14 protein-coding genes are annotated in these 15,174 nt (G+C 34.9%); 11 read left to right on the forward strand and 3 right to left on the reverse strand.

Annotated elements, in window-relative coordinates; all coding sequences use genetic code 11:
- The first annotated feature begins 138 nt into the window (after positions 1–138).
- The 7 genes from cbpB to AB1K81_RS03700 all read left to right on the forward strand — a co-directional run bounded on the left by cbpB (position 139) and on the right by AB1K81_RS03700 (position 7,399).
- Entirely contained in the window at positions 139–591 is a 453-nt protein-coding gene (gene cbpB, locus AB1K81_RS03670) for a cyclic-di-AMP-binding protein CbpB (RefSeq protein ID WP_412975295.1), read from the forward strand.
- A 108-nt stretch (positions 592–699) separates the two neighbouring features.
- A complete protein-coding gene (gene dapD / locus AB1K81_RS03675) occupies positions 700–1,416 on the forward strand; it encodes a 2,3,4,5-tetrahydropyridine-2,6-dicarboxylate N-acetyltransferase (protein WP_412975296.1) in 717 nt (238 codons plus the stop codon).
- Positions 1,417–1,434: 18 nt separating this feature from the next.
- Positions 1,435–2,562: an N-acetyldiaminopimelate deacetylase gene (locus AB1K81_RS03680; RefSeq protein WP_412975297.1), complete on the forward strand. Its 1,128-nt coding sequence runs from the start codon at positions 1,435–1,437 to the stop codon at positions 2,560–2,562.
- A gap of 69 nt (positions 2,563–2,631) precedes the next feature.
- Positions 2,632–2,874, forward strand: coding sequence for a YkuS family protein (locus AB1K81_RS03685; RefSeq protein WP_412975298.1), 243 nt, complete (start codon positions 2,632–2,634; stop codon positions 2,872–2,874).
- 160 nt (positions 2,875–3,034) lie between these two features.
- A complete protein-coding gene (locus AB1K81_RS03690; RefSeq protein ID WP_412975299.1) occupies positions 3,035–4,783 on the forward strand; it encodes an ABC transporter ATP-binding protein in 1,749 nt (582 codons plus the stop codon).
- 12 nt (positions 4,784–4,795) lie between these two features.
- Complete coding sequence (locus AB1K81_RS03695) at positions 4,796–6,637, forward strand: ABC transporter ATP-binding protein (RefSeq protein ID WP_412975300.1); 1,842 nt, start codon at positions 4,796–4,798, stop codon at positions 6,635–6,637.
- Positions 6,638–6,730: 93 nt separating this feature from the next.
- Complete coding sequence (locus tag AB1K81_RS03700) at positions 6,731–7,399, forward strand: potassium channel family protein (protein ID WP_412975301.1); 669 nt, start codon at positions 6,731–6,733, stop codon at positions 7,397–7,399.
- Between the two features lie 59 nt (positions 7,400–7,458).
- On the opposite strand, the gene rnjA is transcribed toward AB1K81_RS03700, so the two are convergent.
- From rnjA to def, 3 genes are all read right to left on the reverse strand, one after another.
- Positions 7,459–9,126 (reverse strand): ribonuclease J1, encoded by a 1,668-nt coding sequence (gene rnjA, locus AB1K81_RS03705; protein ID WP_412975302.1) that lies wholly within the window; start codon positions 9,124–9,126, stop codon positions 7,459–7,461.
- Positions 9,127–9,129: 3 nt separating this feature from the next.
- Positions 9,130–9,339 carry a DNA-dependent RNA polymerase subunit epsilon gene (locus AB1K81_RS03710; RefSeq protein ID WP_412975303.1) on the reverse strand — a complete coding sequence of 70 codons (210 nt, stop codon included), beginning with the start codon at positions 9,337–9,339 and terminating at the stop codon, positions 9,130–9,132.
- 681 nt (positions 9,340–10,020) lie between these two features.
- On the reverse strand, positions 10,021–10,572 hold the full coding sequence (def, locus tag AB1K81_RS03715) for a peptide deformylase (RefSeq protein WP_412975304.1): 552 nt from the start codon (positions 10,570–10,572) through the stop codon (positions 10,021–10,023).
- 208 nt (positions 10,573–10,780) lie between these two features.
- Here def and AB1K81_RS03720 point away from each other — a divergent pair, with 208 nt between their 5' ends.
- The 4 genes from AB1K81_RS03720 (at position 10,781) to AB1K81_RS03735 (ending at position 15,170) form a co-directional block, all read left to right on the forward strand.
- Positions 10,781–11,431, forward strand: coding sequence for a YkyA family protein (locus AB1K81_RS03720; RefSeq protein WP_412976110.1), 651 nt, complete (start codon positions 10,781–10,783; stop codon positions 11,429–11,431).
- Positions 11,432–11,846: 415 nt separating this feature from the next.
- Positions 11,847–12,890, forward strand: coding sequence for a pyruvate dehydrogenase (acetyl-transferring) E1 component subunit alpha (gene pdhA, locus AB1K81_RS03725; RefSeq protein WP_412976111.1), 1,044 nt, complete (start codon positions 11,847–11,849; stop codon positions 12,888–12,890).
- 3 nt (positions 12,891–12,893) lie between these two features.
- Positions 12,894–13,871, forward strand: a complete 978-nt coding sequence (locus tag AB1K81_RS03730) for an alpha-ketoacid dehydrogenase subunit beta (RefSeq protein ID WP_412975305.1) — start codon at positions 12,894–12,896, stop codon at positions 13,869–13,871.
- Positions 13,872–13,892: 21 nt separating this feature from the next.
- Positions 13,893–15,170: a dihydrolipoamide acetyltransferase family protein gene (locus AB1K81_RS03735; protein ID WP_412975306.1), complete on the forward strand. Its 1,278-nt coding sequence runs from the start codon at positions 13,893–13,895 to the stop codon at positions 15,168–15,170.
- The last annotated feature ends 4 nt before the right edge of the window (positions 15,171–15,174 follow it).

The following is a 15,174-nucleotide window of genomic DNA, read 5'->3' on the forward strand; positions in this document are numbered from 1 at the left end:
ATATTATAACGTTTTTTCTTTATATTCAATAGATGTTGTACATGCTAAAATACACGTAAATATGTTACACTAATTATAGGTAGTAATGTTCGCCCCTTCATGTATGATTTTATGAAGTTTATAAAAGGAGTGGGTATAATGAGTTTGTTGCAAGATCGGGAATTAACAACATTAACTGTTCAAGATATGATGATTCCCTCTGAAAAAGTTGCCCATGTACAATTGAACAATCCATTAGAGCACGCTCTATTAGTCTTAGTTAAATCTGGATATTCAGCAGTTCCTGTATTGGACTCTGCATACAAATTAGAGGGCACTATTGGAAAAACAAAAATATTAAATGAAATCTTAGGACTTGAGCGTTTTGAAATGGATAGATTATCAGAGTTACAAGTGCAAGATGTCATGGTCACTGACATTCCAAGACTATTAAAGGGTGATACATTAATTGATGGACTAAAAGCATTAATTGATTATCCGTTTGTTTGTGTTGTAGATGAAGCTGGCTATTTTGATGGTATTCTAACTAGAAGAGCTATTCTAAAGGAAATCAGAAAAGATATTTATTCAGGGAAAAATAAACAGAACTAAAGCTAATATCCTTTGCACAACGTTGCAAAGGTTTTTTTATATTTTAATTGCTCAAAAGCAAACAGTTTGATAAAGTGAAAATTATAAAAATTATGAGGGGGCTTTACCATGAAAATGATGGATGCCAAAGAAATTATTAATTTTATTTCAAACAGTAAGAAAAGTACACCTGTTAAGGTTTACATAAAAGGAAATAATTTAAGCTCATTATCTTATGGAGCAATTCAAGCCTTTGTAGAGGACAAAAGTGGTGTTTTATTTGGTGAATGGGATGAAGTTTCTAGTTTTCTTAAAGAAAACGAAACAATGATTTCAGATTATGCCATAGAAAATGACCGCCGAAACTCAGCAATTCCTTTATTAGATTTAAAAAATATTAATGCAAGAATTGAACCTGGCGCAGTAATCCGAGATCAAGTAGAAATTGGTGATGGAGTAGTTATTATGATGGGAGCGATGATTAATATCGGTGCTGTAATTGGTGAGGGCTCGATGATTGATATGAACGCTGTATTAGGTGGAAGAGCAACAGTAGGGAAAAATTGTCATATTGGTGCAGGTACTGTTTTAGCAGGAGTAATTGAACCACCATCTGCCAAACCTGTAATAGTAGAAGATGATGTCGTAATTGGTGCAAATGTAGTTGTATTAGAAGGTGTAACTGTTGGTAAAGGTGCAATCGTAGCAGCTGGTGCAGTTGTAACAAAAGATGTTGAGCCATACACTTTAGTTGCTGGTACTCCAGCAAGAGTATTAAAAGAAATTGATGAAGGAACAAAGGCTAAGACAGAAATAGTAGAAGAGCTACGTAAATTAGATAATTAAAAGCAAGGGAGCACAAAAATGGAACTTGCAAAATTAATAGAAATACGTAGAGACTTACACCGAATCCCGGAATTGGGCTTTCAAGAATTTAAAACACAGGACTATTTATTACAATTTATTAAGGATATTGCAACTAATCGAGTAGAAATCGAAACTTGGAAAACAGGCATTCTTGTTAAGGTACAAGGATTAAATCCGAAAAAAATAATAGGTTACCGAACAGATATTGATGGATTACCTATACAGGAGTTAACTGGATATGAGTTTTCTTCTCTACATGATGGAAATATGCATGCATGTGGACATGACATTCATATGACAATTGCTTTATCTGCTTTAAAACATGTAGTTGATCATCCACTACAAGATGATGTGTTATTTATTTTCCAACCTGCTGAAGAAGGGCCAGGTGGCGCTTTACCAATGATGCAATCAGAAGCTTTTATAAGGTGGAAACCAGATTGTATCTTCGCTTTACACATTGCACCTGAATATCCGGTAGGAACAATAGCAACAAAGCCAGGCTTACTATTTGCTAATACAAGTGAATTATTTATCGATTTTATCGGGAAAGGTGGGCATGCTGCTTATCCTCATTTGACGAAAGATATGGCTGTAGCTGCTGGGAGTTTTATTTCTCAAGTACAAGAAATAGTGTCACGTACAATTGATCCGCTAGATAGTGCAGTTGTAACAATAGGTAAAATGACAAGTGGACATGTCCAAAATGCAATTAGTGAAACTGCAAGACTTGAAGGGACGATTAGAACCTTAAACCCTGACGTTATGACAATAGTAAAACAAAAATTAGAGAATATTTCTCGTGGATTTGAGATTAGTCATGATTGTAAAATTAATATAGACTATGGTTCTAATTATTATCAAGTATCTAATGACGAACGGTTTGTTAAATTGTTTCAAGATATGTTGGAGAAAAGTGAAGTTCATTTTGTTGAAGCGAAGAAAGCAATGACTGGTGAAGACTTTGGATTTATGTTAAAGGAGATTCCTGGTTTCATGTTTTGGCTAGGTGTTGATTCACCATACGGTTTACATAATGCCAAGCTAAGTCCTAAAGAAGAGTCGCTAGAAGTTGGAGCTAAGACGGTAATTCAGCTCTTACAAACAGTATCTGGAAAAATATAACCCCGCATATCTTCTTCACTTTCGGTAAAACTAATGATGTAAATTTGCATACGTAGAGGAGTGAAGAAAATGGCTAGAATCGGGGTAGAAGAATCCCTAACAGATGTAAAAGAGGCATTACTTGCAATGGGTCATGAAGTTATTGAATTGAAATCAGAAGCAGACACTGCACATTGTGATTGCTGTGTTATTTCAGGGTTAGACAAAGACGTGATGGGTATGTCAGACACTAGTATCGCAGGACCAGTAATAAACGCTAGTGGACAGTATGCGGAAGAAATTGCGCAAATGGTAAATGAAAAATTAAGTTAAAGCATGTAATAGAGGCTCCTTTTTAAGGGGCCATCTTTTTGGGATTTTTAACTTTAGAAAATTTTTTAATAAATTTTGAAAAAAGATATGGTAATTTATTTCGGAAACCGTTATATTAGTAATTACGTGAAAGAAATTAACTTCAGGGGGAGGGGAATGTATGGATACATTTAAAAAGCTCAAACAATTTTACTGGCCTTATAGAAAATACTTCTTTGGATCATTATTTTTCTTGTTTTTTGTAACGGTTATTACGGTTGTGTATCCTATCATTTTACAGTTAACGATTGATGAAGTAGTAGCAGAAGAGAAATACGAATTGATACCATATATTGCTTCAGTTTTTGTTGTTCTAATGCTTATTAAAGGAATTGCAACATTTTATCATCAGTTTTTAGGAGACCGTTTCGGTGTAAGTACCGTATATGAATTACGTGATGCCCTTTATAAGAAACTACAAGTATTATCGTTTAAATATTACGATAACGCTAAAACAGGAGATATTATGTCACGCTTAACAGCTGACGTAGAAGGGTTTCGCTTTTTCTTATCATTTGGATTTTCTGAATTGATAAGAATTATTTTACTTATTGGTATAAGTTTAAGTGTTATGTTTTATTACTCGGTGCCACTTACACTAGTGACTATGGCAGCTATGCCTTTCCTAATCATCGTAGCATTTCGATTCGAGAAAGTAGCTCACGTCGCTTTTAGAGGAATTCGTAAATCTTTTGGTAAATTAAATACAAGGGTACAAGAGAATATTAGTGGAATGCAGACTGTAAAATCATTATCAAGAGAAGACTTTGAAATTGGAAGATTCTCCACTAGCAATAAGGATTACCGTCAAAATTACATTAAAACGTCAGAACTTTGGGCAAAATATTTTCCACTAATGGAATTCATAGGGAATGTCTGTGCTGTTGCGCTTTTAGCTTTTGGTGGTTATTTAGTTATAAATGACAGTTTGAATCCTGGGGAATTACTAGCTTTCTTCAGTCTCGTTTGGTATATCATGGGACCTTTAATGAATGTTGGTTATGTCATTAATATGTTCTCACAAGCTAAAGCATCAGGTGAAAGACTTCGAGAAATTTTAGAGGAAAATGAAGATATCGTAATGAAGGAAAATGCTACTAAAGGATCCATTAAAGGTCATGTAACATTTAATAATGTTACGTTAACCTATACAAAAGATGATGATTCTGCACTTAAAAATATTAGCTTTGATGCTCCTCCAGGAAAGACAATTGGGTTAATTGGAGGAACAGGTTCAGGTAAAACAAGTGTTACACAATTAATTACACGATTTTACGAGCCGGAAAGTGGAGAAGTATTAGTAGATGGAAGACCAGTACAAGATTATGATTTAAAAACTTTAAGAAATCATATTGGATTTGTACTACAAGAGTCATTCCTATTCTCTACTACAATTCGTGAAAATATTGCATATGGTAATCCAGATGCCACAGATGAGCAGATTATGGATGCTGCTAAACGTGCACAAGCACATGACTTTATTATGGAAATGCCAAAAGGATATGACACCTTATTAGGTGAAAGAGGTATGGGATTATCTGGTGGTCAAAAGCAGCGTATAGCAATCGCGCGTGCTATATGTGTTGATCCTAGTATTCTAGTATTAGATGATGCTACTTCAGCAGTTGATATGGAAACAGAGTTCCGTATTCAAAAGGCACTAAAGGAAGTTATGAAGGGACGTACATCATTTATTATTGCTCACCGAATTTCCTCTCTAAAACATGCAGACGAAATAATTGTATTAGATGATGGGGAAGTTGTGGAGCGAGGTAGTCATGATGAGTTATTAAAATTAAATGGTGCATATAAACGAATTTATGATATTCAATATCAGGATCATGATACGATCATGAATGCTGTGAACTAAGGGGGGATATGGATGGCAAGTAAAATAAACAGTACTCCTGAAAAAAGACATTTAAAACGATTTTATTATACAGTTGATCAAGCAATAGAAAAGCCCTTTAACTGGAAACAAATATGGCGTTTACTTGTATATTTAAAACCATATACAAAGACATATTTGCTAGGTGCAATTATTGCTATGGTAGTTTCAACAGCTATCCGATTAGCAATTCCAATTTTAATTGGTAAGGCAGCATTTGATGTTGCGATTGCAAATAAAGACACAAAGCTTTTAATTAATCTCGTTATTATAATCGCAGTTCTTTACTTATTAAGTTACGTAGCAAACTATTTAAGAATAAAATGGGTAAACTTATTAGGTCAAAATGTAATTTACGATTTGAGACAGCATTTATTTACCCACGTACAAGGGTTATCAAATAATTTCTTTGATAAAAGGTCAGCGGGTTCCATTTTGGTTCGTATTATGAATGATACAAACTCCTTACAAGATTTGTTTTCAAATGGAATAATCAATTTATTAATGGATATCGTTACATTACTTGGTATTGTTACAATACTATTTACGTTAAGTCCTAAGTTAGCGATTGCTGTAATGGTTATCTTGCCGCTTATGTTTTATATTACGACGGTACTCAGAAGAAAAATTCGTCGTACTTGGCAGGAAGTACGTATTCAGCAATCTCGTATGAATTCACATCTTAACGAAAGCATTCAAGGTATCCGAATTACTCAATCCTTTACACAAGAAAAAGAAAATACAGAGTTCTTTAATGGATTAAATACAGATACTTATTCTGCTTGGATTGATGCTACGAGAAAGAGTGCTATGTTTCGTCCTTTTGTAGAAATGAGTAATGCGATCGGAACCGTTATATTAATCGCCTATGGGGCTCATTTAATTATTCTTGGACCAGAGGCTGGCGGTATTGCTGTTGGTACATTTATTTCCTTTGCGTTCTTTTTAGGGATGTTCTGGGATCCGATTTCTCGTTTAGGTCAGATGTACAATCAACTACTTGTTGCTATGGCCTCTTCTGAGAGAATTTTTGAGTATTTAGATGAAAAACCAAATGTCGATGAAGCAGAAAATCCGTATGATTTTGAAGAAATGAAGGGACATATTGAGTTTGAGAAGGTACAATTTTCTTATAATAATGATCGAATTGCGCTGCATGAAGTGTCTTTAGAAATGAAGGCTGGTCAGACGATTGCATTAGTTGGTCATACTGGTAGCGGTAAATCAACGATTGCTAATCTAATTAGTAGATTCTATGATCCTACAAAAGGCCAAGTAAAAATTGATGGGCACAATTTACGTGATGTATCGCTTAAGAGTTTACGTAAACATATTAGTGTGGTTTTACAGGATACGTTTATTTTCTCGGGTACCATAATGGAAAATATTCGTTTCGGGCGACCAGACGCTAGTGATGAAGAAGTAAAAGAAGCTGCTAAAGTTGTTGGTGCAGACGATTTTATTAAACGTTTAGCTAAGGGGTACGAAACAGAAGTAGAAGAGAGAGGTAATATTCTTTCTGCTGGGGAAAGGCAATTATTGTCCTTTGCACGTGCCTTACTTGCAAATCCAAGTATCATTATATTAGATGAAGCTACCGCTAGTATTGATACAGAGACAGAATTAAAAATTCAGGCTGCGTTACGAACACTGTTGTATGGACGAACAGCTATCATAATTGCACATAGACTATCTACAATTCGAGAAGCAGATAACATCTTTGTATTGGAAAACGGTAAAATATTAGAGAATGGAAATCATGAAGAATTAATGAATCTAAAAGGTGAATACTATCACTTAGTACGTTCTCAGTTCCAAATGCTTGATGCAATATAAGTTTAAAAGAAGTAATTTTCTATAAGGAAATTGCTTCTTTTTCTTACAATTGTTAAAGTATAAAGTATAGAAGTTTTTTATGGAGGAACTTGAATGAGAAAAAAAGAGTTTGCAGTAATTGGATTAGGTCGATTTGGGGGGAGTATTTGTCAGGAACTTAGTCGTGAAGGGATGGAAGTTCTAGCGATTGATCGCAATGAGGAGAGAGTAAATCAATTTAAACATATTGCATCTCATGCAGTAATAGCAGATGCAACAGATGAAACGACGCTAAAAGAGTTAGGTATTAAAAATATTGACCATGTTATTGTTGCGATAGGAGATAATATACAAGCTAGTATTTTAACAACAGTAGTATTGGTCGAGTTAGGTGTTCAACGAATTACCGTGAAAGCACAAAATGATTATCATGCAAAAATCTTACATAAAATTGGAGCTCATCAAGTAGTTCACCCAGAAAGAGACATGGGAAGAAGAATAGCCCACAGTATCATATCGAATAATATTGTTGATTATTTAGAGCTTTCGGATGATCACAGTATAGTCGAGGTAAAAGCAGGAAAGAAAATGATTGGTAAGTCAATTATTGAATTAGATATTCGTGCGAAATTTGGTTGTACTGTTGTTGCTATTAAACAGGGGAGACATATAAATGTGTCTCCAACGCCAGATGACACATTGTCAGAAGACGATATATTGGTAGTTGTAGGGGCCGATAAAGACATCGCACGCTTTGAAAGACAGTTAGTGATTGATGATTAAGGTAATATAAATAAAAATTAAAATAAAAGAAAGTCTCCTTAAATGGAGACTTTCTTTTATTATACCTCCATGATGATTGGTAAAATCATTGGGCGGCGCTTTGTTTTCTCATATAAGAATGGAGCAATCGTATCTGTAATTTCGTTTTTAATTTCAGACCATTGTGTTGTTTTTCTTTCCATAACTTTATTCAAGTGCGAGGAAACTAGTTTCTGTGCTTGGTTTATCATATCCTCAGATTCACGCATATAAACAAAACCACGAGAAATAATGTCTGGTCCTGCAGCTATCTTGAATTCCTTCATGTTAATACTTACTACAACTATAACTAGTCCTTCTTCAGAAAGAATTCGACGATCTCGTAATACGATATTACCGATGTCACCGATACCACTTCCGTCTACGTAAACTGAACCAGAAGGAATCTTTCCAGAAACTTGAGCACTATCTTTACTTAGAGCTAGCACATCACCATTATCCATGACGAAAGAATTTTCTAGGCTAACGCCACACATTTCAGCTAACTTAGTATGTTCTACTAACATACGGTATTCACCGTGAATTGGCATGAAATATTTCGGTTGCATTAAGCGTAACATAAGCTTTTGCTCTTCCTGACTTCCATGACCAGAAGTGTGGATATCATTTAATTTACCATGAATAACTTCTGCACCAGCACGATATAACATATTAATAGTCTTACTAACACTTAGTGTATTTCCAGGGATTGGTGAAGAAGAAAATACTACCGTGTCGCCAGGGATAATTTGAATTTGTCTATGTGTACCATTTGCAATACGTGATAATGCCGCCATTGGCTCTCCTTGAGAACCAGTACAAAGAATTGTTACTTCGTTTGCTGGTAGGCGATTAATTTCACTTGCTTCAATAAATGTGTCCTTAGGAGCCTGAATATAACCTAGTTCTTGACCAAGCTTTATTGCAGATTCCATACTACGACCAAATACAGCAACTTTTCGGTTATAGCGAACTGCAGCTTCAACCATCTGTTGTAAACGATAAATATTCGATGCAAAAGTTGCAAAAATAATTCTACCAGTTACACGACTGAAAATATCACTTATATTTGCTCCTACAACTTTTTCAGACAATGTAAAACCAGGTACTTCACTATTAGTACTATCAGATAGAAGGCAAAGGACACCTTCTTTTCCTATTTCTGCCATTTTTGCTAAGTTAGCCGGTTCTCCAACTGGAGTAAAGTCAAATTTAAAGTCTCCAGTATGCACAATATTGCCTGGAGGGGTTTTAACGACTATACCAAATGCGTCCGGAATGCTATGGGTTGTACGGAAAAAGCTAACAGATGTTTTACGGAATTTAATGACATCATCTTCTTGAATGGTATTTAATTTTGCGTTTCTTAGTAATCCATGTTCTTCTAACTTATTTCTAATTAAGCCAATCGCAAGCTTACCTGCGTAAATAGGAATATTAATTTCACGCAGTAAATAAGGAATCCCGCCAATATGATCTTCATGACCATGAGTAACAATTAAGCCTTTAATTTTATCTTGATTTTGCACTAGATACGTATAATCCGGAATGACATAATCAATACCGAGTAATTCGTCTTCTGGAAACTTAATTCCAGCATCAATAAGAATTATTTCATCTTGAAATTGTACTCCGTATGTATTTTTTCCAATTTCACCTAGACCACCTAGTGCAAATACCGCTGCCTGATCATTCTTTACAAATTTCATCTTCTAGACAGTCTCCACTTTAAAGTCTTCTGATTGTTGTTCATATGCTAAATGTGCTTCATCTAGTGGCTGGATAAATTCGATATTATAGTTGCGATTAGTTAATTTTTGTCTCACTTCTTTTTCAGAGTCTGCCTCGATATAAAGGCTTTTAGAGCGTTCTCGTACGGGTATTTCTAATCTTGATTCTTGATAAATAACTTTAAAAATCATTTTATCTCTCCTGTCTCTCTCTTTAACTTTAATTTTACCATTCAAAAAATTCATAAAAAGAAAAGAAATCTTATTAATTAATAGAACCTAAGCTTTTTATGTAAGTATCTCCGTCACGCGGAGATCTGATATAATTTCATTCATTTTAATATAACGATTGACTTCTAGTCTATCGTACATCATTACTATTTCCGTATTTTTACCATCCGTACACATGCATTCTTAACAAAAAGACAGGTGAATGATTATGTTAGATATATCATTATCGGTAGATTGGCTTATCATTATACCCTGCCTGTACTTCTTCTTTATTCTCCAAAAGTTGTTGGTACACGTCCTCGGCCTAAAAAATCTTTCCAACGCTTCTTTAGCTTTTCTTTTAGGCGACGTAACATAAGGACATACACTCCTTTCCAAAGATTAAAGAAAAGCATATAAAAATTCTACCGTCCAATCCCTCTTATTTATAGTATAGTATGGATTTGAAAATATTGAAATAAAAATCACCGATTTACTAAAAAAACATTTTTATAAAGATAGCTATAAGAACGTTAGAGAGATACCAAGGTCCAGTATCTTAAGTTTATTTTTCACATTTGGGTGATTTCTATGCATGATAATAAGTCTATAGAAGGGAGTATAAAACAGGCTGATCCTTATTACAAATCAGCCTGTAAATGATTATTCTATAGATTTTGCGTTTTCTGGGATGGTGAAAGGATTTTCTTTATTAATATGGTCATAAAACATAACCCCGTTTAGGTGATCAATTTCATGCTGGAATACGATAGCTGCATAATCTTTCAATCGAATTTTAATCTCATTTCCATCGATATCAGTAGCCTTTATCGTAATACGGGCATATCTTGGAACGAATCCCTCTACATTTCTATCTACAGATAAGCAACCCTCACCTACGGATAAAAATGCTTTTTCTACTGAGTGACTTACAATTTTCGGATTAAATAAACCATAGCTATACAATTTTCCATCACCATCTTCAAAGTGTACAGCAATCATTCTTTTGTTTATCCCTAATTGGGGAGCAGCTAAACCGACACCTGGTCTTAAATTATATTTTGCACAAATTATTTCATCTTGACTATTTTGTATAAACTCAAGCATTTCCTTTAATAAAGAAACCTCTTCTTTTGTTGGAGGTAATGTCACTTCATCTGCAACTTGCCTTAATGAAGGATGTCCCTCACGTACGATATCATCCATAGTAAGCATTTTGTTCACTCCATCTCTATATGTTTCTATAATTATTTTAAGTTATAGTCATTTAAATAGTTTATCATATAATTTATTTATAAGGCATAATTTTACTATAGGACAAGCTCTCAAAATTTATAAAATGAAACATTTTATTTTGTGATATACTAATAAACAGTTCGACATAGCCAAATATACAGCAGGTTAGGGGGATTTAAACGTGAAGATGAATCATTTTATTGTAGTTGTTTCGTTAGGAATAATATTGCTTTTAGCTGGATGTGGAAATAGCCCGGAAACTCAAATATATAATCATTTGGAAGAGGCTGTTCAATTAGAAGAAGGTTTCAAAGACCAGCAAGATGATATTACTAAGTTAGAGCAAGAAGAGCAAGAACTATATAAACAAATTATTGAACTTGGCATTGAAGAATTAGATCAGATTAACGAATTAGCTGATAAAGCACTAGGTTCAATTGAAGAGAGAACAGAAAAGATTAATTTAGAGAAAGAAAGCTTAGATGCTTCTCGTGCAGAATTTGAGAAGTCTCAACAATTCATAGAAGAGATTAAAGATGAAGAAATTAAAGAGAAAGCTAAAGCGATGTATGAAACGATGGAAAATCGCTTTGAAGCCTATGATAATTTGAATAAAGCTTATAATGAATCATTAGTACTCGAAAAAGAATTGTATGAAATGCTAAAAAAAGAGGATCTACAGCAAGAAGAATTACAAGCTCAAATTGAAAAGGTAAATGTAAAGTACCAAGAGGTAATCGAGGCAAATAGTGTATTCAATGAATTTACTTCTAAGTATAACGAGTTGAAAAAGAGCTTTTATGAAATAGCAGAAATAAACGTGAAATATGTTGAATAGTATTCAGCATCACATCAAAAAAATCTCATCGAATAATCGGTGAGATTTTTTTGGTTTAAAATATAACAGAGTGGAAGCTTAACTATAACAGTTTTTTTACAAAACACTGAACTGATAATCAAAGATGTGCAAATTAATAAAGCAAAGTAGTTGACCGAATATGATTAGATGAGCTACACTTTACTTGTATTCATAAATTGTACCAGTATTTTTTGCGAGATTTATGTAACAGTTTAAAGGCTGTTTCTAATCATAGATTACAACCGATTTGTACACAGGCATAAATATGAGCGAATGGGTACAGATTTTCCTAGTTTTTGGGAAGGATAGTAAAGATTAATTTAAAAGGATATATGAAAGGAAGAGGTGAACTATTTTGAAACACGTTTTAGAGAGTGTTGAAAGTCAGTTCGAAATGTTCCAGATTCTTAATGAAGATGGGAAAATTGTCAATAAGGATGACATGCCAGATTTGTCTGATGAAGATTTAAAAGAGCTTATGAGAAGAATGGTTTATACTCGTATATTAGATCAACGTTCAATTGCCCTTAATCGTCAAGGACGCCTAGGTTTCTATGCTCCTACTGCAGGGCAAGAGGCTTCACAATTAGGAAGTCATTTTGCATTAGAGAAAGATGATTTTATCTTACCAGGGTATCGTGATGTGCCACAGTTAATTTGGCATGGACTTCCACTTTATCAAGCATTCTTATTCTCTAAAGGACACTTCCATGGAAACCAAATGCCTGAAGGAGTTCATGCATTACCTCCACAAATCATTATCGGTGCTCAGTATGTTCAAGCTGCTGGTGTTGGCTTAGGACTTAAAATGAGAGGTAAAAATGCAGTAGCAATTACTTATACAGGTGACGGTGGTACGTCTCAAGGCGACTTCTATGAAGGTATGAACTTTGCTGGTGCATATGGTGCTAATAATATCTTTATTGTACAAAACAATGGTTTTGCTATTTCTGTACCTAGGGAAAAACAAACAGCTGCTAAAACTTTAGCACAAAAAGCTGTTGCTGCTGGTATTGAAGGTATTCAGGTTGACGGTATGGATGTTCTTGCTGTTTATGCTGCAACAAAACATGCTCGTGAACGTGCGGTTGCTGGTGAAGGACCAATGTTAATCGAAACTATGACGTATCGTTATGGTCCACATACAATGGCTGGTGATGATCCAACTCGTTACCGTTCAGCAGATCTTGACTCTGAATGGGAGAAAAAAGATCCACTAGTACGTTTCCGTAAATTCTTAGAAAGTAAGAAACTATGGTCTGAGGAAGAGGAAAATCAAGTAATCGAAAAAGCAAAAGAAGATATTAAAGAAGCAATTAAAAAAGCAGATCAATATCCAAAACAAAAAGTAACTGATTTTATTTCTAATATGTTCGAAACACTTCCTAATAATTTAGTAGAACAAATGGAAGAGTATAAAGCAAAGGAGTCGAAGTAAAAAATGGCACAAATGACAATGATTCAAGCAATCACTGATGCACTACGCGTAGAATTAAAAAACGATGAAAACGTGTTAGTGTTTGGTGAAGATGTCGGCCAAAATGGTGGGGTATTCCGTGCAACAGAAGGCCTACAAAAAGAATTCGGGGAAGATCGTGTATTTGATACGCCATTAGCTGAATCTGGAATCGGTGGTCTTGCAATTGGTCTTGCATTACAAGGATATCGTCCTGTACCTGAGATTCAATTCTTCGGCTTTGTATATGAAGTTATCGATTCAATAAGTGGTCAAATGGCGCGTATGCGTTATCGTTCTGGAGGTACACATACAGCACCAATTACTGTACGTTCACCATTTGGTGGTGGAGTTCACACTCCAGAATTACACGCAGACTCATTAGAAGGATTAATGGCACAGCAACCTGGTTTAAAAGTAGTTATTCCATCTACTCCTTATGATGCAAAAGGTCTATTAATTTCAGCTATCCGTGATAATGACCCAGTTATCTATTTAGAACACATGAAGTTGTATCGTTCTTTCCGTGGTGAAGTACCTGAGGGAGAATATACGATTGAATTAGGAAAAGCAGACGTTAAACGAGAGGGTAAAGATGTTACGATTGTAACTTACGGCGCAATGGTACATGCTTCATTAAAAGCTGCTGAAGAGCTAGAAAAGAACGGAATTGATGTAGAAGTTATCGATTTACGTACTATTTCACCAATTGATATAGATACTATTTTAGAATCAGTTAAGAAAACAAACCGTGTTGTAGTTGTTCAAGAAGCTCAACGCCAAGCTGGTATAGCTGCAAATGTTGTTGCAGAGATTCAAGAACGAGCAATTTTACATTTAGAGGCTCCAGTATTACGTGTTACTGCACCAGATACGGTATACCCATTCTCTGAAGCAGAGGAAGTATGGTTACCAAATTATAACGACATCATTGAAAAAGTAAACACAGTAGTGAAATTCTAAAAGTAAAAGGAGGCTATTTAAATGGCTTTTGAATTTAAATTACCGGATATTGGTGAAGGAATCCACGAAGGTGAGATTGTTTCATGGATGGTAAAAGAGGGCGAAGAAGTTAAAGAAGATGACATTCTTTGTGAAGTGCAAAATGATAAAGCAGTCGTAGAAATCCCTTCACCAGTAGAAGGAACAGTTAAAAAGATATACGTTCAAGAAGGAGAAGTAGCTATCGTGGGAGATACTCTTATTTCCTTCGATGCAGAGGGTTATGAGGATACTAGTAGTGAAGAACCTCAAGAAGCTCCTAAAGAAGAAGCGAAACCAGAGGCTCCTAAAACAGAAGCTGCACCAACTAATACTCAAGCAGATACTGATGTTGATGATACGAAGCGTGTCATTGCTATGCCTTCTGTTCGTAAATATGCTCGTGAAAACAATGTAAACATTAAACAAGTTACAGGTTCAGGAAATAATGGTCGAGTTACGAAAGAAGATATTGATAATTTCTTAAATGGTGGCACGTCTACAGCTACTAATGCAACTGCTGAGGAAGTATCTGAAACTAGTGAAAAGGCTACTAAAGCTCCAGTATTAGAAGGAAACTTCCCAGAAACTCGTGAGAAAATGAGCCCAATTCGTAAAGCAATTGCTAAAGCGATGGTTAACTCTAAGACAAAAGCACCTCACGTAACATTAATGGATGAAGTAGATGTAACAGAGCTTGTTGCACATCGTAAGAAATTTAAGCAAGCTGCAATCGATCAAGGTATTAAGCTTACTTACTTACCATATGTAGTAAAAGCTTTAGTATCTGCTTTAAGACAATATCCTATATTAAATGCGTCTATCGATGATGCTACAGAAGAAATTGTACAAAAACATTACTATAATGTAGGAATTGCTGCTGATACTGATAAAGGCTTATTAGTTCCAGTAGTTAAAAATGCGGATCGTAAATCAATTTTTGCAATTTCTGCTGAAATTAATGAATTGGCAGAAAAAGCTAGAAATGGTAAACTAGCACCAGATGAGATGAAAGGCGCTTCAAGTACAATTTCAAATATTGGTTCTGCTGGTGGTCAATGGTTTACTCCTGTAATTAATTACCCAGAGGCAGCAATTTTAGGTATTGGCCGTATTGCTGAAAAGCCAATTGTACGTGACGGAGAAGTAGTAATTGCTCCAGTGCTTGCAGTTTCCTTGAGCTTTGATCACCGTATTGTTGATGGTGCAACTGCTCAAATGGCCTTAAATCAAATCAAACGATTATTAAATGATCCACAATTAATCATGATGGAGGCGTAAGGAT

The organism is Ornithinibacillus jepli (assembly GCF_047228935.1).
Classification (GTDB): Bacteria; Bacillota; Bacilli; order Bacillales; family Amphibacillaceae; genus Ornithinibacillus.

What these genes read in the sequence shown, in the direction of transcription:
- AB1K81_RS03690 (WP_412975299.1), top strand. Translation starts at nt 3,035, where the DNA reads ATGGATACATTTAAAAAGCTCAAACAATTTTACTGGCCTTATAGAAAA.
- AB1K81_RS03735 (WP_412975306.1), top strand. Translation starts at nt 13,893, where the DNA reads ATGGCTTTTGAATTTAAATTACCGGATATTGGTGAAGGAATCCACGAA.
- dapD (WP_412975296.1), top strand. Translation starts at nt 700, where the DNA reads ATGAAAATGATGGATGCCAAAGAAATTATTAATTTTATTTCAAACAGT.
- AB1K81_RS03730 (WP_412975305.1), top strand. Translation starts at nt 12,894, where the DNA reads ATGGCACAAATGACAATGATTCAAGCAATCACTGATGCACTACGCGTA.
- AB1K81_RS03680 (WP_412975297.1), top strand. Translation starts at nt 1,435, where the DNA reads ATGGAACTTGCAAAATTAATAGAAATACGTAGAGACTTACACCGAATC.
- AB1K81_RS03720 (WP_412976110.1), top strand. Translation starts at nt 10,781, where the DNA reads ATGAATCATTTTATTGTAGTTGTTTCGTTAGGAATAATATTGCTTTTA.
- cbpB (WP_412975295.1), top strand. Translation starts at nt 139, where the DNA reads ATGAGTTTGTTGCAAGATCGGGAATTAACAACATTAACTGTTCAAGAT.
- pdhA (WP_412976111.1), top strand. Translation starts at nt 11,847, where the DNA reads ATGTTCCAGATTCTTAATGAAGATGGGAAAATTGTCAATAAGGATGAC.
- AB1K81_RS03700 (WP_412975301.1), top strand. Translation starts at nt 6,731, where the DNA reads ATGAGAAAAAAAGAGTTTGCAGTAATTGGATTAGGTCGATTTGGGGGG.
- AB1K81_RS03685 (WP_412975298.1), top strand. Translation starts at nt 2,632, where the DNA reads ATGGCTAGAATCGGGGTAGAAGAATCCCTAACAGATGTAAAAGAGGCA.
- AB1K81_RS03710 (WP_412975303.1), bottom strand. Translation starts at nt 9,339, where the DNA reads ATGATTTTTAAAGTTATTTATCAAGAATCAAGATTAGAAATACCCGTA.
- def (WP_412975304.1), bottom strand. Translation starts at nt 10,572, where the DNA reads ATGCTTACTATGGATGATATCGTACGTGAGGGACATCCTTCATTAAGG.
- AB1K81_RS03695 (WP_412975300.1), top strand. Translation starts at nt 4,796, where the DNA reads ATGGCAAGTAAAATAAACAGTACTCCTGAAAAAAGACATTTAAAACGA.
- rnjA (WP_412975302.1), bottom strand. Translation starts at nt 9,126, where the DNA reads ATGAAATTTGTAAAGAATGATCAGGCAGCGGTATTTGCACTAGGTGGT.